20 protein-coding genes and 1 tRNA gene are annotated in these 17,110 nt (G+C 33.2%); 11 read left to right on the top strand and 10 right to left on the bottom strand.

What is annotated here, in order from left to right:
• Window positions 1-11 precede the first annotated feature (11 nt).
• Window positions 12-1,262 (bottom strand): type IX secretion system plug protein, encoded by a 1,251-nt coding sequence (locus DFQ02_RS00605; protein ID WP_116039057.1) that lies wholly within the window; start codon window positions 1,260-1,262, stop codon window positions 12-14.
• 155 nt (window positions 1,263-1,417) lie between these two features.
• Here DFQ02_RS00605 and DFQ02_RS00600 point away from each other — a divergent pair, with 155 nt between their 5' ends.
• The 6 genes from DFQ02_RS00600 (at window position 1,418) to nqrF (ending at window position 7,631) form a co-directional block, all read left to right on the top strand.
• The gene (locus DFQ02_RS00600) at window positions 1,418-2,773 is read left to right on the top strand and encodes a Na(+)-translocating NADH-quinone reductase subunit A (RefSeq protein WP_116039056.1); all 1,356 of its coding nucleotides are present in this window, start codon (window positions 1,418-1,420) and stop codon (window positions 2,771-2,773) included.
• A 72-nt stretch (window positions 2,774-2,845) separates the two neighbouring features.
• Complete coding sequence (locus tag DFQ02_RS00595; RefSeq protein ID WP_116039055.1) at window positions 2,846-4,054, top strand: NADH:ubiquinone reductase (Na(+)-transporting) subunit B; 1,209 nt, start codon at window positions 2,846-2,848, stop codon at window positions 4,052-4,054.
• Window positions 4,055-4,057: 3 nt separating this feature from the next.
• Window positions 4,058-4,861, top strand: coding sequence for a Na(+)-translocating NADH-quinone reductase subunit C (locus DFQ02_RS00590; RefSeq protein ID WP_116039054.1), 804 nt, complete (start codon window positions 4,058-4,060; stop codon window positions 4,859-4,861).
• A 3-nt stretch (window positions 4,862-4,864) separates the two neighbouring features.
• On the top strand, window positions 4,865-5,512 hold the full coding sequence (locus DFQ02_RS00585) for an NADH:ubiquinone reductase (Na(+)-transporting) subunit D (RefSeq protein WP_116039053.1): 648 nt from the start codon (window positions 4,865-4,867) through the stop codon (window positions 5,510-5,512).
• A 54-nt stretch (window positions 5,513-5,566) separates the two neighbouring features.
• Window positions 5,567-6,319 (top strand): NADH:ubiquinone reductase (Na(+)-transporting) subunit E, encoded by a 753-nt coding sequence (gene nqrE, locus DFQ02_RS00580; RefSeq protein WP_116039052.1) that lies wholly within the window; start codon window positions 5,567-5,569, stop codon window positions 6,317-6,319.
• A gap of 1 nt (window position 6,320) precedes the next feature.
• Window positions 6,321-7,631 (top strand): NADH:ubiquinone reductase (Na(+)-transporting) subunit F, encoded by a 1,311-nt coding sequence (nqrF, locus tag DFQ02_RS00575; RefSeq protein ID WP_116039051.1) that lies wholly within the window; start codon window positions 6,321-6,323, stop codon window positions 7,629-7,631.
• A gap of 99 nt (window positions 7,632-7,730) precedes the next feature.
• Here nqrF and DFQ02_RS00570 read toward each other — a convergent pair whose 3' ends face one another.
• Complete coding sequence (locus DFQ02_RS00570; protein WP_116039050.1) at window positions 7,731-8,303, bottom strand: c-type cytochrome; 573 nt, start codon at window positions 8,301-8,303, stop codon at window positions 7,731-7,733.
• Between the two features lie 85 nt (window positions 8,304-8,388).
• Window positions 8,389-8,835 carry a Na(+)-translocating NADH-quinone reductase subunit F gene (locus DFQ02_RS00565; protein ID WP_116039049.1) on the bottom strand — a complete coding sequence of 149 codons (447 nt, stop codon included), beginning with the start codon at window positions 8,833-8,835 and terminating at the stop codon, window positions 8,389-8,391.
• Window positions 8,836-8,915: 80 nt separating this feature from the next.
• Here DFQ02_RS00565 and DFQ02_RS00560 point away from each other — a divergent pair, with 80 nt between their 5' ends.
• Window positions 8,916-9,293: a Na(+)-translocating NADH-quinone reductase subunit F gene (locus DFQ02_RS00560; RefSeq protein ID WP_116039048.1), complete on the top strand. Its 378-nt coding sequence runs from the start codon at window positions 8,916-8,918 to the stop codon at window positions 9,291-9,293.
• A gap of 1 nt (window position 9,294) precedes the next feature.
• Window positions 9,295-10,269 (top strand): FAD:protein FMN transferase, encoded by a 975-nt coding sequence (locus DFQ02_RS00555; RefSeq protein ID WP_116039047.1) that lies wholly within the window; start codon window positions 9,295-9,297, stop codon window positions 10,267-10,269.
• Window positions 10,270-10,273: 4 nt separating this feature from the next.
• Here DFQ02_RS00555 and DFQ02_RS00550 read toward each other — a convergent pair whose 3' ends face one another.
• From DFQ02_RS00550 to gpmI, 5 genes are all read right to left on the bottom strand, one after another.
• Window positions 10,274-10,639: a DUF423 domain-containing protein gene (locus DFQ02_RS00550; protein WP_116039046.1), complete on the bottom strand. Its 366-nt coding sequence runs from the start codon at window positions 10,637-10,639 to the stop codon at window positions 10,274-10,276.
• 1 nt (window position 10,640) lies between these two features.
• Complete coding sequence (locus DFQ02_RS00545; protein WP_116039045.1) at window positions 10,641-11,408, bottom strand: class I SAM-dependent methyltransferase; 768 nt, start codon at window positions 11,406-11,408, stop codon at window positions 10,641-10,643.
• Between the two features lie 5 nt (window positions 11,409-11,413).
• On the bottom strand, window positions 11,414-12,232 hold the full coding sequence (gene map, locus DFQ02_RS00540) for a type I methionyl aminopeptidase (protein ID WP_116039044.1): 819 nt from the start codon (window positions 12,230-12,232) through the stop codon (window positions 11,414-11,416).
• A 65-nt stretch (window positions 12,233-12,297) separates the two neighbouring features.
• A complete protein-coding gene (locus DFQ02_RS00535) occupies window positions 12,298-12,702 on the bottom strand; it encodes a BT0820 family HAD-type phosphatase (RefSeq protein WP_116039043.1) in 405 nt (134 codons plus the stop codon).
• Window positions 12,703-12,840: 138 nt separating this feature from the next.
• Window positions 12,841-14,358 carry a 2,3-bisphosphoglycerate-independent phosphoglycerate mutase gene (gene gpmI / locus DFQ02_RS00530; RefSeq protein ID WP_116039042.1) on the bottom strand — a complete coding sequence of 506 codons (1,518 nt, stop codon included), beginning with the start codon at window positions 14,356-14,358 and terminating at the stop codon, window positions 12,841-12,843.
• 251 nt (window positions 14,359-14,609) lie between these two features.
• On the opposite strand from gpmI, the gene DFQ02_RS00525 reads away from it, so the two are divergent.
• The gene (locus DFQ02_RS00525) at window positions 14,610-15,008 is read left to right on the top strand and encodes an ankyrin repeat domain-containing protein (protein WP_116039041.1); all 399 of its coding nucleotides are present in this window, start codon (window positions 14,610-14,612) and stop codon (window positions 15,006-15,008) included.
• A 275-nt stretch (window positions 15,009-15,283) separates the two neighbouring features.
• On the opposite strand, the gene DFQ02_RS00520 is transcribed toward DFQ02_RS00525, so the two are convergent.
• Window positions 15,284-15,730 (bottom strand): GNAT family N-acetyltransferase, encoded by a 447-nt coding sequence (locus DFQ02_RS00520; RefSeq protein WP_116039040.1) that lies wholly within the window; start codon window positions 15,728-15,730, stop codon window positions 15,284-15,286.
• 70 nt (window positions 15,731-15,800) lie between these two features.
• Between DFQ02_RS00520 and DFQ02_RS00515 the strand changes: the two genes are divergently transcribed.
• Window positions 15,801-16,229, top strand: coding sequence for a GNAT family N-acetyltransferase (locus tag DFQ02_RS00515; RefSeq protein ID WP_116039039.1), 429 nt, complete (start codon window positions 15,801-15,803; stop codon window positions 16,227-16,229).
• 49 nt (window positions 16,230-16,278) lie between these two features.
• Window positions 16,279-16,351: transfer RNA gene (locus DFQ02_RS00510), tRNA-Gly, on the top strand.
• A 34-nt stretch (window positions 16,352-16,385) separates the two neighbouring features.
• Here DFQ02_RS00510 and pepE read toward each other — a convergent pair.
• Complete coding sequence (pepE, locus tag DFQ02_RS00505) at window positions 16,386-17,093, bottom strand: dipeptidase PepE (RefSeq protein WP_116039038.1); 708 nt, start codon at window positions 17,091-17,093, stop codon at window positions 16,386-16,388.
• Window positions 17,094-17,110: the final 17 nt, after the last annotated feature.

Here is a 17,110-nt window from a genome sequence, read left to right as displayed (position 1 = left end):
AAATACCCGTTTTAGTTGCTTATGTTAATTGAACTTGCTTCTCCTAAACCAATAATCTTATCATAACGTCCACCTAAATCTCTGTAATAAACAAGTACTTTATAATTGTTCTCGGTTTGATAAAAATTACCACTTATACTACCCTCGTTTAAAACATCGTTTTCTAGAGTTACATACTTGTAGTTATAAAATCCCTGCTTTAATAAAATAGCACCTGTATAGATACCTCTATTAGAATCAAAACTCATTTTATTACTCTCATTAAGGGCGTAGTTGTTAAAATTACCGTAGATAAACACCGATTTACTTGTATCGAATTCAGGATTGGTTTTTAATGAGAAATGTATCCAAACATAATCTGATTCTATACTTGGGTCACCTCCATCCACATTAGTGATGAGATAAGTACCATTTATATCTGGATTGTATGTATATGGATTATTACTACGTTGAATGTTGGTAAATAAATAACCGTGGTAGAGGTCTTGCAAATCTATATTTTGTACACCGTTGGATGCGGCTCTAACATCTTTGTTTTCAAAATAAAAATACTCATTGCCTCCCCAAAAACTAGCTTGGGAATCATATTTAAAAATAAGTTGATTTCCAACAGTGTATTGAGGCTTTAAATTAGAAATTGCTGTATGTAAATTATTATTTTGCACAATAAGTGTTTTAACCGTTTGAATGGGGTTATTTAGCTGTATGTTTTTTGGTACAATTATTATTTCAACACGTTGTTTTTCTTCTAAGTATTGAATATCCATAGAACGTTTTATGTTTAAACCAACATTGGCTTTATCTTCATAAATCATAAACTTTCTGGAAAACACTAATTCGTCATAGCTGTTATAAATACCAATTACATAGTTGCCAGACTTTTTTAATCTAGTTGTGAATTGATTGGGGATGGTTAACTTGTAATTGGAATAAATTTGAAGCGTATTGAAAGAGTTTTCATAGTTTCTAATACGTTGGTTGTCAAAACCATCTAAATATTCAGTTTTTGCTAAGATAGAAGGTGTCCAGTCAAAATTACAATGTTGAATTTTATAGTAAAAATCATCTTCATTTCCGTTGAGCGCATCAAATTCAAGTGTTAGTTGATCTCCTAATTTTAAAACTGGTAATTGTACTTCTGGAGTATTACCTTTAAAGTTGATGGTTTTGATATAATCTGGGGGGGTGGCCTCTTTTAATTGACAAAAACCATGATAATAAATGAAGAAAAAAAGGAAAAGTCCTTTAAGTTTTAAATGCATGAATGTATATGATTTATGTAAAGGTAAACAAATTTTATGCCCAAAATAGGTTTTATTAATAAGTTCATAAAATTCTATTTATTTTTTATGATAACTGTATTTTAAATTCGTATTTTTGCCCCGATTTTTAGACAACTAATTTCAATAAAAAAAATATGTCAAACGACATTCGCATCAAAAAAGGTCTAGACATTAAACTTAAAGGTGCTGCCGAAAAAACTCTAGACTCGGCAATTGTGAGCAATACTTGTACCATTAGACCTGAAGATTTTCACAGCGTTATTCCTAAATTGATTTTAAAAGTTGGAGCTAAAGTAAAAGCGGGTGAACCTGTGTTTTATGACAAGTCTAACGAAAATGTAAAATTTGTTTCTCCAGTTTCTGGCGAAATATCGGAAATTATACGCGGTGCCAAAAGAAGAATTTTAGCTATTAAAATTCAGGTAGATAAAACTCAAACCTATAAAGACCACGGCAAACTTGACGTTGATGCTGCAACCCAAGAAGAGGTTTTAGGTAAACTACTAAACTCAGGATGTTGGCCGTTTATAAAGCAGCGTCCTTATGATGTTATTGCTAATCCAGATAAAGCACCTAAGGCAATTTTTGTATCGGGTTATGCTAGTGCACCTTTAGCAGCTGATTTAGATTTTACACTACAAGGAAAGGAAGCAGAATTACAAGCGGCAGTTACCGCACTAGGCAAGCTTACCGAAGGTGCAGTTCACATATCAGTAGGTAAAAATTCAAATTCTCCTCTAGCATCTGTTTCAGGAGCAAGCATTCATAAAGTGTCTGGTCCACATCCTTCAGGAAATGTAGGAACTTTAATAAACAAAGTAGATCCTATTAACAAAGGAGAAATAGTTTGGACGGTTAGTGCGCAAGATTTAGTTATTATTGGCGAGTTATTATTAACTGGAAAGTTTAATGCAGAACGTGTTGTTGCTTTAGCTGGTTCTTTGGTAGAGAAACCAAGATATTTTACTACTAAAATAGGTAGTGAAGTAGCTACAATGATTTATGATAAGGGCATATCTAAAGATGCTAATCCTAGAATTATTTCTGGTAATGTGTTGAGTGGTAAAGAAATACGACCTGATGGTGCTTTAGATTATTACAGCAATGTGATAACTGTGATTCCTGAAGGTGATGATTATGAATTATTTGGATGGAATAAGCCTGTTTTTAATAAAATTTCTACTTCAAGAGCGTTAACATTTTCCTGGTTGAACTCAAAAAAGGAATACGATTTGAATACCAACACTAATGGTGAACACAGGGCTTTTGTAGTTACTGGAGGTTATGAAGAAGTTTTTCCTTTAGATATTTATCCATTACAAATCTTAAAAGCCTGTATGTACAAGGATTTAGATGAAATGGAAGCTTTAGGGATGTACGAAGTAGCTCCTGAAGATTTCGCGTTAACGGAATTTGTATGCGTTTCTAAACAACCACATCAAAAGATAATAAGAGAAGGTTTAGACTTAATGCTTAAAGAAATTGGATAATTATTCATTGAGGAACGAAATGAAAAATAACATTTCATTCTTTTATCGAAGAGAAATGAAAAATATTACAAGATGAGTTTAAAAAGAAGATTACATATTTTAAAGCGTAAATACAGAGGGTCTAAAATGGCACCTGCATTCAACGCTATCCATACGTTTTTATTCTTGCCAGATGAGACTACTCACGGTGGGACACATATAAAAGCTGCAGACGATTTAAAGCGTACCATGAATACCGTTATCATGGCTATGATTCCTTGTCTTATTTTTGGAATGTTTAATGCTGGTTACCAGCATTACGCAGCTTTAGGTGATATTCAAAGAGTTTCCGCAGGTTTTCTTAGCCCAGAGTTTTGGACATTAGATAATTTCCTTATTGGACTCATAAAGATTCTGCCTTTGGTTGTAGTTTCCTATGGTGTAGGATTAGGTATAGAATTCTTATTTGCAATCATTAAAAAGCACGAAGTAGAAGAAGGTTATCTCGTTACAGGAATGTTAGTGCCTTTAATAGTTCCTGTTGATATTCCGCTTTGGATGTTAGCAGTAGCGGTTGCTTTTGGTGTTGTGATTGGTAAAGAAGTATTTGGTGGTACTGGGATGAATATTTTAAATCCAGCCTTAACCATTAGAGCGTTTTTATTTTTTGCTTATCCTACATGGATGTCTGGTGATAAAGTTTGGGTACATGGAGCAGTTGAAAGAGCTGCTACTCCAGATGCTATTTCAGGTGAAACTATTTTAGGAAGTTTAGCACAGAATGCCGATGTTGGTTATAGTGTCATGGATATGTTTTTAGGATTTATTCCAGGTTCGGTTGGAGAGACCTCAGCATTCTTGATTTTGATAGGAGGCTTATTCTTGATTTTCACTAAAATTGGAAGTTGGAGAATTATGTTGTCTTCTGTATTAGGAGCATTAGCTATGGGATTAATTTTCAATTGGGTAATTGAAGCTGGAGTAGTTGGTAGCAGTAGTAAATTTTACGGATTAATGAATACTGTTTGGTGGCATCACCTATTAATTGGTGGTTTTGCCTTTGGTACTGTGTTCATGGCTACAGATCCTGTTACAGCTTCTCAAACTAATAAAGGAAAATGGATTTACGGTTTCTTAGTTGGGTTTATCTCAATCATGATTCGCGTGTTCAACCCAGCCTACCCAGAAGGTGTAATGTTGGCAATACTGTTAATGAATGTGTTTGCTCCAACTATAGACCACTATGTAGTTCAAGGAAATGTAAAGAAAAGAATGAAACGTTTAAAAGCTAAAACTGCTTAAGTTATGAGTAACAAAACAGATTCAAATTTATATACAGTACTATTCGCCATATTAATGGTGGTAATAGTTGGTGGACTATTAGCTTATACTGCTTCTGCGTTAAGACCAAAAATAGATAATAATGAGCGTATTGAAAAACAACAAAACATTCTGTACGCTATGGGAATTAATGAAAATGAAGGAAGTAGTGCAAACTTTGTTGCTACTACCCAGGCGCCTGAACTTTTTACAAAGAACGTTGCTGAACAATTGGTTCTAGAGTCTAAAGGCGGTAAAGTTGTAAACACAATGACTCGTGAAGAGTTCATGAAAGCTAACAACGGAAAAGAACCATATTTAATTGACATCAAAAAGCAAAAGAGTAATGCTAAAAGTGGTTCGTCTAGATTACTTCCTCTATTTGTTGGAAATAGTAAAGAAGGTAAAAAAGTTTATGTAGCCCCTATTTATGGAAAGGGTCTTTGGGATGCTATATGGGGATATGTAGCACTAGATGAAAATATGGTTGTTCAAGGAGCTTACTTTGATCATAAGGGAGAAACACCGGGTTTAGGAGCAAATATTAAACAGCGTTTTTTTATGGATGATTTTGAAGGAGAGCATTTATTAGCTGAAAATGGTGATTTTAAAGGAATTACTATAGCAAAAGGAAATGCCGACCCAAAAAACGAAGATAAGACAGATAATGAAATAGATGCTATTGCTGGAGCAACAATAACAGGTGATGGTGTTACAGCTATGATAAAAAGCGATTTAAAGTTGTATAAACCTTATTTCGATAGTTTAAAATCTCAAAAAACAAATTAATCTATGGGCTTACTTTCAAAAAAAGATACAAAGTTAATTACCGACCCATTAGCGGATAATAACCCAATTACCATACAGGTTTTAGGAATATGTTCTGCATTGGCTATTACTGCAGAACTAAAGGCATCAATTGTTATGTCTATATCTGTGTTGTTTGTTTTAGGAGTTGGAAACGTGGTAGTCTCTTTAATGAGAAATATTATACCTTCAAAAATTAGAATCATTGTACAATTGGTAGTTGTGGCTGCTTTGGTTATTATAGTAGACCAAGTACTAAAAGCTTTTGCTTACGAATTGAGTAAAACGCTCTCGGTATTCGTAGGTTTAATCATCACCAACTGTATTATCATGGGACGTTTTGAAGCATTTGCACTAGGTAATGGGCCTTGGCGTTCCTTTTTAGATGGAATTGGAAATGCAGCAGGTTATGGAGCCATACTAATTATTGTTGGTTTTTTTAGAGAATTGTTAGGGTCTGGAACATTACTTGGATTTAAAGTTCTAGGAGATCCTATTGAAAAAACAGGATTGTATGCCATCGGATATGAAAATAATGGATTCATGTTATTGTCTCCAATGGCGTTAATTGTTGTGGGTGTTATAATCTGGGTACAACGTACCAGAAACAAAGCATTAATAGAAGATCATTAAAAAGGTGTTAGGTATTAGGTTTAGCCTCTTACCCAAAACCCAAAACCTTAAAATATGGAACATTTAGAATTATTTTTTAAATCAATATTTATAGACAACATGGTATTTGCTACGTTCTTAGGAATGTGCTCTTACCTAGCAGTATCTAAAAAAGTATCAACAGCAGTTGGTCTTGGTGCTGCAGTTATATTTGTATTAGTTGTTACGGTGCCTTTAAACTGGTTACTAGACCAGTACATATTACAACCAGGAGCTTTAGGAAAATGGTTAGGCGCAGAATATGCATCATACGATTTAAGTTTCTTATCATTTATTATGTTCATTGCTACCATTGCTACCATGGTGCAATTAGTTGAAATCATAGTTGAGAAATTTGCTCCAGCACTTTATAACTCACTTGGAATCTTTTTACCACTTATAGCTGTAAACTGTGCTATTTTGGGAGGTTCGTTATTTATGCAATCTCGAGAGATTCCAACTATTGGTTTGGCTACCACATATGGCTTAGGTTCTGGTATAGGGTGGTTTTTAGCTATTTTAGCCATAGCAGCCATTCGTGAAAAGATAAGATATTCAAATGTACCACCTGCATTGAGAGGATTGGGAATTACATTTATTATTACTGGTTTAATGGCTATCGGATTTATGAGCTTTGGTGGTATGTTAACTGGAGGAGATGAAGAATCTAAAAAGGAAACTCCTGAAGTAGTAGAGAGAATAGAGGCAGAAAAAGAAGCGATTAAAAAAGAAACTGGTGCTGAGCATAGTCAAAGCATTGCTGATAACACAATAAAAGTAGTAGAGTAACATGATATTATTAGCTAGTACAACAGGAGTCATTGTAGCAACGGTAACAGCGTTTTTAGTGTTAACACTTGCGTTGGTTGGTTTGTTACTATTTGTAAAACAAAAGTTAGCACCATCTGGACCTGTAAAGATTAAAATTAATGGTGAAAAAGAAATAGAAGTACCTTCTGGTGGTAGCTTGTTATCTACTTTAGGAAACCAGAAAATCTTTTTGCCATCGGCTTGTGGTGGTGGTGGAACTTGTATTCAATGTGAGTGTCATGTTCACGCTGGTGGAGGTGAAGCGCTTCCAACAGAGACACCTCATTTTACGCGCAAAGAGTTACAACACGGAGCTCGTTTAGCATGTCAGGTGAAGGTAAAACAAGATATGGATATCACCATACCAGAGGAGGTTTTTGGTATTAAAAAATGGGAGGCAGAAGTAGTGCGTAATTACAATGTGGCATCTTTTATTAAAGAGTTTGTAGTGCGTATTCCAGAAGATATGAACTATAAAGCAGGAGGGTATATCCAGATTGAAATTCCGCAATGTGAGATTAAATATTCTGATATTGATATTACAGCGCATCCAGAGGAGCATGAAACTCCAGATAAATTCAAAGAAGAGTGGGATAAGTTCAATCTTTGGCCTTTAGTAATGAAGAATGATGATGTTGTTGAGAGAGCTTACTCTATGGCTTCTTATCCTGCAGAGGGACGCGATATTATGTTGAATGTTCGTATTGCAACGCCACCATGGGATAGAGCCAAAAATGGTTGGATGGATGTAAATCCAGGAATAGCCTCTTCGTATATTTTCTCAAGAAAGCCTGGTGACAAAGTAACCATTTCTGGACCTTATGGAGAGTTCTTTATTAATGAGTCTGATGCCGAAATGTTATACGTAGGTGGTGGAGCAGGTATGGCACCAATGCGTTCACACTTATACCACTTATTTAAAACATTAGAAACTGGAAGAACGGTGACTTATTGGTATGGAGGTCGTTCTAAAAGAGAGTTATTCTACTTAGAACATTTCTATGAGTTAGAGCGTAAGTTCCCTAATTTTAAGTTCTTTTTAGCATTGTCTGAGCCTTTGCCAGAAGATAATTGGAAGGTAAAAAAAGACATTCATGATAAAGAAGGAGATGGTTTTGTTGGGTTCATTCATAATTGTGTTATTGATAATTATCTTAACCATCATGAAGCCCCAGAAGATATCGAGTTATACTTCTGTGGGCCACCATTAATGAACAAAGCTGTTCAAAAAATGGGAGAAGATTTTGGTATTCCAGATGAGAATATCAGATTTGATGACTTTGGAGGATAGACATGTTATATCATGCTGAACTTTTTTAGCACATATTGATAAAAAAACCAACTCATTGAGTTGGTTTTTTATTTATGTAGAAAAAATATAAACTTATAATTATTGATTAGGAGGCATATATGCAGGAACAATATTCTCTATTGCTTTTATACTTTTCAGGTAAGCAAATATGGCTTTCAAATCATCATCTGGTAAATTTCTGTAAGACTGCCAAGGCATTGGGGGTAATATAGGTCTACTGCCTTCTAGTCCCTTGTATAACCCTTTTTTAATGGCGTTTAGAAACTGTTCCTCTGTCCATGTTCCTATACCAGTATCGTCTGGTGTTAAATTGGCAGCGTAAGAGGTGCCCCATGGTCCTGTAGCTGCTGTTAATCCCATATTGAAAAGTATATAAGATTTAGCAGTATTTTCGTCAAAAGGAGCTAGTGCTTCATCAGCGGGATGCCCCGATAGTAATCTGCTAAAATCTAGTTCTATGCCCTTCTCACCAAATGTTTTGGGTGTGTGGCAATCATGACAGCCAATAGCGTTAACAAGTTCTTCACCTCGCTTTATGGGATCAACAGAATTTTCGCTAACAGATTCATAGGTTTTTTGCTCTTCTTTTTTTGAGTTACATGCCACTAGAATTAGAAAACAAGCAACTATCAAAATAATATGGTTTTTCATTTTTGGTTGGTTTTATATAGTAGGTAAGTCAGTAGGAAAAGGGTGCTTATAAAAATACTATTTTTTGTTGAAATTAAAATTTACACTATTGTAATTGAATCGAAATGCTTTTTTTAAATTTAAACAAGTTTTGATAATCCATAACATTTGGAATATTATCAAGTTCACATAAAAGTTCAATGGTTTTCGTAAGTCCGTTAAAAAGTAAATCTTTATTCGTAGGGTTTTTGGGTTTTTTATTTTTATGATGAAGCGGTAATTGGTATCCGCAGGCTCTTAAAAATGTCATTTCAATTTGTAGTAATTCTAGAGGAGAATAACCATTAAATTTACGCCCTAAACCTTGATGTATTTTTCCTATATAGCTAAGTTGTAAAGCACCATGATCATCAGAGAGATATTTCCAACTATCATTATTGTCTAAAATATTACCAACGGCACATTGCTTACAACATTCAGGATTCAATTTGTTGTTATGAAAAGCAGTATACATCTTTTTTATGGCACTTTCAAAACGTGTAGTAGTTTTCATAGCATGAAATTTTAAAAAATTAGCAACACTTTAAAGTTAAGCAATTTTTTAACAAGTATTATAAGTGGTATTTTTGCTTTATGAGTAAAGCACTTACCGAACAGGAATTACATAATTTAGCCATGAACCATGTTGGAAAAGATTTGGAGGAACGTGGTTTTGAATTTATTGCGGTTAATAGCCAATTAAAAAAACACCCACAATTTGTTTGTATTGATAAAACTAGCCAATACTATTTTGTTATTGTAAAAGCAGTTATATTGCCCGATAATCCTAATAACTATGATGTAGTTTGGATGGAAACTTTTAAAAAACATGCTAGAGAGAAAGATGCAAAAGTTTTATATGCTGGTGTGGGTTTAGGTAACCCTAATGGTGAAAATTTACCAGTGTATTTACATGAAGATTATTTGTTAGAATATAACGGTATTCAGGTGTTGGATACTAACTTTAATTAGAATGAAGAGGTTTATTATTTACTTATTTATTGGTTTTTTTTTATTAGGATGTAATCAAACGACCAAGAACACTAAAATATCTGGGGTGGTTTTTGGCACTTCTTATACTATTATTTATAATTCCAGAGATAATTACCAAAAGCAATTTGATAGCTTGTTTTATGTTGTCAACAAATCGATGTCTACCTATCAAGTAGATTCTGATATTTCAAAGTTAAATAGAAATGAAATAACATCTATTGATAATCATTTTAAAAGGGTTTTAGAGAAATCTTTTGAAATTTACAATGAAACAAATGGCGCTTTTGATCCAACTATTGGAGCTGTTGTAAACGCTTGGAGTTTTGGGCCTGAAGGAACAATTTCTGAATTGGATAGCTTAAAAATTGATAGTTTAATGCATTCAGTTGGGTTAAATAAAGTAAAGCGGGTTCATAAAAATATTATTAAACCTAAAGAGACCTTTATTGATTTTAATGCTATTGCAAAAGGTTACGGAGTAGATGTTATTGGTGAATTTTTAGAAAGTAAAAATGTTAATAATTATTTAGTAGAAATAGGAGGTGAAATAAGGGCAAAAGGAGAGAATTTGGATAAACAATCTATGTGGACGGTTGGTGTTGAAGAACCACATTTTGATGGGAGTCAATCTATTTTAAAGGCCATTAAATTAAAAGATGCTGCCATGGCAACCTCTGGCACCTATAGAAAATTTAAGATTGATTCAAATGGTAATCGCTATTCGCATATTATAGACACGAAAACAGGTTATCCAAGTAAAACAAACTTATTGAGTATCTCTGTAATAGCCCAAGACTGTATGACTGCTGATGCATATGCTACGGCTTTTAAAACCATGGGTATTGAAAAAGTAAAAACATTTTTAGCAACCCATCCAGAACTTAAAGTTTTTTTAATTTTTGAAAATGAAAAGCAGGCGTTTGAGACTTTGTCTTTAAACCAGTTTCCTGAATAACTTTCTAAAAAGCCTCAATTAAAAGTAAAATCCATCCAATAACTAAAAGTATTCCACCCAGAGGCGTTATTGGTCCTAAAAACTTCATTTTATTTCCTTTTGTACTGGATATCACCAAACCGTAAATACTAAAAGAAAAGCATAAGATACCTAATGTAAAACACCAGTAAATAGGAATTGAAGCATATTTAGGGTTAAACCCAAGTAACAATAAAACAATGGCGTGATACATTTGGTATTTCACTCCAGTTTCAAAACTTGTTTGCTGTTCACTTGATAAGATGTTTTTTAATACATGCGCTCCAAAAGCTCCAAAAATTATGGATAGTGCTCCAAAAATGGTGGCAGTAATGATTATTTGTTGTTCCATATTAAGGTTTAAACACTACAGGAATTATTTCACCTTTGGCTAGACAATATTTGTAAATATCGTCATCTGAAAAATTAGAGGTATAATCTACTTCTTCAACTTTAAAACCAATGCGTCTTAGTTTTTCAAAATAATCACGCCCATAGACCCTAACATGATCGTATTGTCCAAAAATTTTAGCACGTTCTTTTTTGTCTGTGATGTTATTGTTTTCAAAAGTTTCTTCTCTATTTAAATCCTGTGGTATTTGAAAAATGCCCCAGCCACCACTTTTCATTACCCGGAATAATTCTTGCATGGCTTTGGTATCATTAGGGATATGTTCTAAAACATGGTTACATAGAATTACATCAAACACATCATCATCAAAAGGTAAATTACAAATATCTGCTTTTACATCAGCTAAAGGTGAATTTAAGTCGGTTGTCACATAATCTAAATGTGTCATTTTCCTGAATCGTTTGTAAAAAGCTTGTTCAGGAGCAAAGTGTAAAACTTTTAAATGGGTTTTAAAAAAATTAGTTTCATTCTTCAAGTACAACCACAGTAATCGGTGACGTTCCAAAGAGAGTGTAGAAGGCGATAAGACATTATTTCTCTGGGTGCCATAGCCATAAGGTAAAAAAGTTTTAAATTTTTTACCATCTATTGGGTCTGTATATGTATTACCTTTTAAAAAGAGTGCTAAAACCGGACGAAAAATATAACTTAACCTAATTAATACAGGTCTTGGGATAATATTTAATACAATCTTGAAAAGTTGTTTCATTGTATTTAAAGCACAAGTGCTTCTTGACGAAATTCGGCTTCTTCATCACTCTTTATACCCAGAGCATCATAGATATAAGCAAATGTTGAAAGTAATTCTGGTTTTCCATCTACAAGCGCTACATTATGTTCAAAATGAGCACTTGGTTTTTTATCTAAAGTAGTTATTGTCCAACCGTCTCTATGTTGTTTGATTCTGTGCGTACCCATATTTATCATAGGTTCTATGGCAACTACCATACCTTCAATAAATTTTTTTCCCTTGCCTCGTCTACCATAATTTGGCATTTCAGGGTCTTCATGCATTTTTTTTCCAAGCCCATGTCCAACTAACTCCCTTACAACCCCATATCCATGCGCTTCACAATATTGTTGAATGGCATAACCAACATCACCAACTCGGTTATTTAACTTAAACTCTCTTATACCAATGTATAAAGATTCTTTGGTTACTTTCAAGAGCTTTTCAACCTTAGGATCAATATCTCCAATGGCAAATGTATAGGCATGGTCACCATAAAAACCGTTTTTTAATGCACCACAGTCAATAGAAATAATGTCACCTTCTTCAAGAGGAGTGGCATTAGGAATCCCGTGAACTACTTGTTCATTTGGGCTCATGCAAAGTGTGTTGGGGAAATCATATAATCCTAAAAAACCAGGTTCAGCACCATGATCTCTGATATGTTCTTCTGCAATCTTATCTAATTGCAATGTGGTAACGCCTGGTTTGATTTCCTTTGCTAATATTCCTAATGTTTTTGATACAATGAGAGCACTTTCGCGCATTATTTCAATTTCAGCTCTGGTTTTTATTTCTATCATGTTTCAAAAATAAGTGCAAAGATAATTAAAAATAAGTGTTTTGTAGTTTAAGAGTTTTGAAGGCTCTACTTAAAAAGACCAAAAAATCCTTTTCTGTTTTCAATTTTTGGTGGAGCAGAATTGGTAATTTCTTGGTAGATTTTACCCCAACCAGGAAAGCCACCAAAGTTACGATCATCTATAAAAATGTCTGCATTAATTTTTCTGCTAGCACCATTGGCGAATTTTTCTTCTGGAAAACTGCTGTTTATAGCATAAAAACTCACGCCATTTTCTTCACAAAAATCTATAGCATCTTGAAGTTTAGTTCCATGCCTGTAAGTCCATAAAATTAATCTGTGACCTTTGTTTTGCAGTTTTTTTAAAGTTTCAAAAGCAAACATTTTAGGTTTTCCAATTTTTGGGAAAGCATCTTCCACTATGGTACCATCAAAATCAACCGCAATAATAAGGTTTTTGTTTAATGTCATTTATTATAAGACTTGAGTTTGATGTAAAAGTACATTATTTTTTTTAGAGGTTTTTAAATGTTGTTTTTGAATGTTCATAACAAAATAAAACCCTACTATAAAGCAGGGTTTTAAAATACAAATTATAGTTAATGGTAATTATACTAAGGGCTGTTGTGTCATAGCATTTGGTTGCTCAACACCCATAAGTTTTAAAATAGTAGGAGCCATATCTCCCAAAATACCATCTTTGATTTCGGTTAAGTCATTGTCAATTAAAATAACAGGAACTGGGTTAGTTGTATGCGCTGTATTGGGAGAACCATCTGGGTTAATCATGGTTTCACAATTTCCATGATCTGCAATTAACAAGGTAGTGTAGTTGTTTTCTAGAGCAGTAGTAACTACGTCTTTTACGCATTCGTCAACAGCTTCGCAGGCTTTTATGGCGGCTTCCATAACACCAGTATGTCCTACCATATCACCATTGGCAAAATTTAAACATACAAAATCAACATCTCCTTTTTGTAACTCAGGAATTAAGGCATCGCGTAATTCATAGGCACTCATTTCAGGTTTTAAATCGTAAGTAGCTACTTTAGGCGAGTTTCTCAAAATGCGTTGTTCTCCTTTAAACGGTTCTTCACGTCCGCCAGAAAAGAAAAACGTTACATGTGGATATTTTTCAGTTTCAGCAATTCTGATTTGTTTTTTATTGTTTTTTTCTAAAACTTCACCTAAAGTTTCGTTTAGATTTTCTTTATTGAAAATTACGTTAACGTTTTGATAAGTATCATCATAATTTGTAAGTGTAACATAATGTAAGTTTAACTTTTTCATGTTATACTCTGGAAAATCTACTTGTGATAAAACTTCTGTTAATTCACGTCCTCTATCAGTTCTGAAGTTAAAGAATATAATAACATCGTCTTCTTTTATTGTGGCGATAGGAGTATTATTATCATTGGTTACTACAATTGGTTTGATAAACTCATCTGTGACATTGTTTGAATAATTAGCTTCAATAGAGGCAACAATGTTACTTGAAGTTTCTCCTATACCATTAACTAGCGCATCGTAAACTAGTTTAATACGTTCCCAACGCTTATCTCTGTCCATAGCGTAGTAACGACCAGAAATACTTGCAATTCTGGTGTTTGTGTTTTCAATATGATCTTGTAATTGTTTTACAAAACCAGCACCAGATTTTGGGTCAACATCTCTACCATCGGTAAATCCGTGAACATAAGAGTTCGCTACTCCGTATTCGTTGGCAGCATCTACCAAGCCTAAAAGGTGGTTAATATGAGAGTGAACACCACCGTTACTTAGTAAACCTAAAAAATGAACATCTTTATTGTTTTCTTTGGCGTATTTAAATGCATCAATAAGTACTTTTTCGTTATTGAGCGTTTTATTCTTAACAGCTAAATTAACCTTAACCAAATCTTGATATACAATTCTACCCGCGCCAAGATTCATGTGTCCTACTTCACTATTTCCCATTTGGCCTTCTGGAAGACCAACATGAAGTCCGTCTGTTCTTAATGTTGCAAACGGATATTTTGTGTAAAGGGAATCAATAAAAGGTGTATTGGCATGGTCTATAGCAGAAACTTTTGGATCAGGAGAATTTCCCCAGCCATCGAGTATCATTAAGATAACTTTTTTGTTCATTTTTTGTTAAATTTTTAAACTAAGCAAAGATACAGAAGTTGAATAAAATATCTGGTGTAATAAACCTTGAAAAACCTTAATTTTTATAGCTTTTTCAGGAAATTCCAAAAGAAATCGTTTGCGTTAATACTTTGTGAAATAAACGTTAAAAATGTGTTATATATGTTTTTTTGTGTAACAGGCTAAAAAATAAATCGTCTCTTTAGTATATCAAAAAACGAATCATTTAATCAAACTTTAATTCTTTCATCATGAAAAAAACAATTATTACTACTGCATTAGCAGTTTGTGTTGCCGTTGTATCGGTTAATGCATCTTCAGCCACTTCAACTATTCAATCAAATAGTACTTATGAGTATTTTTTTAAAGTAAATTCATTCTGTGTGTCTATAGCCAAAGGTGATTTTGAAACAGTAAAAAAATTGATTGAAAGGGGAGCTGACGTAAACGAACGCTCTAACGGAATGACACCAGCCATGTACGCTGCTAAGTTTAACAGAACTGAAATTTTAAAACTTTTAATCGATAAAGGTGCTAATTTAAAATTGAGAAGTACAAATAAAAACTACACGGCAGCAAAATATGCTGAATTACATGGAGCGCATGAAGCTGCAGCTATTATTAAACAAAATTTAAAAAGGAAAAAGTAATTACAACATTTATTAGGTAATTATTTTGAGTTAGTCAGTAAAAACGTCTCTTAATCTGAGACGTTTTTTTGTTTCTATAATTTCTTTGTTGGGGTCATTGAAATAGTGTGTTGTTATGTGTTTTACTGTTGGCTACATCTTTATGCGACAGAGAAAGTGGTAATAACTGAGAGTAAATTAATTTTAAGTTTTTTCTAGTATTTATTTTTTACATAAATAAAATTAGGAAACAAACATCTTCTACTATTCAGATAATAAGTAAATTATAATGACACTTAAGATTCACACAGTTTATACATTCTGTAATGCAAACCTATTTCTGGAATTATAAAAGCGTTGCCAATAATATAAAATCCATTACGTTGATAAAAATTTACGGCAATTTCCCTAGCATTACACCAAATAACTTCAATTCTTTCATTTTTTAAAAAATCTTCACCATATTTAACTAAATAATTTCCCAATTTTTTACCTTGAAACTCATTTAAAATAGCCATCCCTCTTAGTTGATATTGGTTATTAAAGTGTAATAACTCAAGGTTGTTTTTCATAAATGTAGCAACACCAACTAATTTAGAATTAATAAACAATCCAAAATGATGCGTAGTTTCTAAATCATCACCTTCAAAATTACAAGAAGAAATAGGTTTGCCTGAGCGAAGTATAGGATGTCTAACAGTATAAGTTTCTTTAGTAGTAATTTGCTGAATATGATAATTCATTTTTTCTTAATAATTTCGTTTATAGCACAGACAATCAAAATTACATATAATTTGAAGTTTTTATAAAACCATGGCATTCATTTTTAAAATTATAGATAACGAAGACATTGAAAGCGTCATTCCACTAGTAGAAAAACTTAACAGTTATAAGATTTCTTATGAAATACTAAAAAAGCGTTTTTATGAAATGATTGCACAAAAAAATTATGAGTGTGCAGTTATATATGATGGAAACAAGTTAATAGGTGTTAGTGGATTGTGGTTTTGTACGCGTCATTATTCAGGTAGAAGTGTTGAGCCAGACCATGTTTACATTGATGAGGCCTACAGAAATAAGGGCTTAGGAAGACAATTTTTTAATTGGATTTACGATTATGCAAAAGAAAGGGGATATGAGGCTGTAGAGTTAAATACTTATGTTTCAAACGCTCAATCTCATAAGTTTTATTTTAATGAAGGCTTTAAAATTTTAGGCTTTCATTTTTTTAAAAAGTTATAATTTTTTCTTGTAAATGATAAAGTAGATTATATATATTTGCATCGCAAACGCGGGAGTAGCTCAGTTGGTAGAGCGTCAGCCTTCCAAGCTGAATGTCGCCGGTTCGAACCCGGTCTCCCGCTCAAAAAAGCTTCATCAAAAAAGATGAAGTTTTTTTTATTTTAAGTGGTTCAATTCTGTATTGGGTTTAACTTCATAAGGGATTTTATTGGCTTCAAAAATTCTTGCTCTTAAGTTACCTCTAAGAACGATAGAATCATTTTTTACATCTAGCCAACTACCCTCTCTTAAGCCAATTACGGGTTGTGTGTTAAACTTATGAAATTCTTTTATTCTAGTTTCCCTGGTTTCACCCATATGTGTACTATTGCTTTCGGGGTCTAAATAGTGTGGATTAACATTAAATGGCACTAATTTTAAGGCACCAAAACTTGGCGGATGAATAATAGGCATATCATTGGTTGTTCCAATAGTTAGTCCACAAATATTGCTGCCAGCGCTAGTACCTAAGTAAGGTATTCCTTTTGTTACCGTTTCGTTTAAAATACCTATTAATTGCTTTTTGTAAAGCATATGGGTTAAAACAAATGTGTTACCCCCACCAACAAATATGCCTTTGGCTTCTTTAACAGCCTCATAGGGGTTTTCAAAAGTATGAATACCATAAGCCTTTTTATTTATTTTAAGAAATGCGGTTTGAACCTTTTTTGTATAATCATTATGACTTATACCACCTGGTCTGGCGTATGGGATAAATAAAATTTCTTGCGTATCTTTAAAAAACATTGCGAGTTCATCTAAAATATATTCTAAGTATTCACCACCATGGATTGTTGATGTACTGGCAATTAGGATGTTTTTCATTGTATTAAATAATAATT

The organism is Seonamhaeicola aphaedonensis (genome assembly GCF_003386195.1).
Taxonomy (GTDB): Bacteria; Bacteroidota; Bacteroidia; order Flavobacteriales; family Flavobacteriaceae; genus Seonamhaeicola; species Seonamhaeicola aphaedonensis.
The sequence above is the reverse complement of the archived record's forward strand: the minus strand, read 5'-3'. Positions and strand labels throughout refer to the sequence as shown.

What these genes read in the sequence shown, in the direction of transcription:
- DFQ02_RS00525 (WP_116039041.1), top strand. Translation starts at nt 14,610, where the DNA reads ATGAAAAAAACAATTATTACTACTGCATTAGCAGTTTGTGTTGCCGTT.
- DFQ02_RS00570 (WP_116039050.1), bottom strand. Translation starts at nt 8,303, where the DNA reads ATGAAAAACCATATTATTTTGATAGTTGCTTGTTTTCTAATTCTAGTG.
- DFQ02_RS00605 (WP_116039057.1), bottom strand. Translation starts at nt 1,262, where the DNA reads ATGCATTTAAAACTTAAAGGACTTTTCCTTTTTTTCTTCATTTATTAT.
- DFQ02_RS00590 (WP_116039054.1), top strand. Translation starts at nt 4,058, where the DNA reads ATGAGTAACAAAACAGATTCAAATTTATATACAGTACTATTCGCCATA.
- DFQ02_RS00585 (WP_116039053.1), top strand. Translation starts at nt 4,865, where the DNA reads ATGGGCTTACTTTCAAAAAAAGATACAAAGTTAATTACCGACCCATTA.
- nqrF (WP_116039051.1), top strand. Translation starts at nt 6,321, where the DNA reads ATGATATTATTAGCTAGTACAACAGGAGTCATTGTAGCAACGGTAACA.
- nqrE (WP_116039052.1), top strand. Translation starts at nt 5,567, where the DNA reads ATGGAACATTTAGAATTATTTTTTAAATCAATATTTATAGACAACATG.
- map (WP_116039044.1), bottom strand. Translation starts at nt 12,232, where the DNA reads ATGATAGAAATAAAAACCAGAGCTGAAATTGAAATAATGCGCGAAAGT.
- gpmI (WP_116039042.1), bottom strand. Translation starts at nt 14,358, where the DNA reads ATGAACAAAAAAGTTATCTTAATGATACTCGATGGCTGGGGAAATTCT.
- pepE (WP_116039038.1), bottom strand. Translation starts at nt 17,093, where the DNA reads ATGAAAAACATCCTAATTGCCAGTACATCAACAATCCATGGTGGTGAA.
- DFQ02_RS00600 (WP_116039056.1), top strand. Translation starts at nt 1,418, where the DNA reads ATGTCAAACGACATTCGCATCAAAAAAGGTCTAGACATTAAACTTAAA.
- DFQ02_RS00595 (WP_116039055.1), top strand. Translation starts at nt 2,846, where the DNA reads ATGAGTTTAAAAAGAAGATTACATATTTTAAAGCGTAAATACAGAGGG.
- DFQ02_RS00535 (WP_116039043.1), bottom strand. Translation starts at nt 12,702, where the DNA reads ATGACATTAAACAAAAACCTTATTATTGCGGTTGATTTTGATGGTACC.
- DFQ02_RS00545 (WP_116039045.1), bottom strand. Translation starts at nt 11,408, where the DNA reads ATGAAACAACTTTTCAAGATTGTATTAAATATTATCCCAAGACCTGTA.
- DFQ02_RS00560 (WP_116039048.1), top strand. Translation starts at nt 8,916, where the DNA reads ATGAGTAAAGCACTTACCGAACAGGAATTACATAATTTAGCCATGAAC.
- DFQ02_RS00515 (WP_116039039.1), top strand. Translation starts at nt 15,801, where the DNA reads ATGGCATTCATTTTTAAAATTATAGATAACGAAGACATTGAAAGCGTC.
- DFQ02_RS00550 (WP_116039046.1), bottom strand. Translation starts at nt 10,639, where the DNA reads ATGGAACAACAAATAATCATTACTGCCACCATTTTTGGAGCACTATCC.
- DFQ02_RS00555 (WP_116039047.1), top strand. Translation starts at nt 9,295, where the DNA reads ATGAAGAGGTTTATTATTTACTTATTTATTGGTTTTTTTTTATTAGGA.
- DFQ02_RS00565 (WP_116039049.1), bottom strand. Translation starts at nt 8,835, where the DNA reads ATGAAAACTACTACACGTTTTGAAAGTGCCATAAAAAAGATGTATACT.
- DFQ02_RS00520 (WP_116039040.1), bottom strand. Translation starts at nt 15,730, where the DNA reads ATGAATTATCATATTCAGCAAATTACTACTAAAGAAACTTATACTGTT.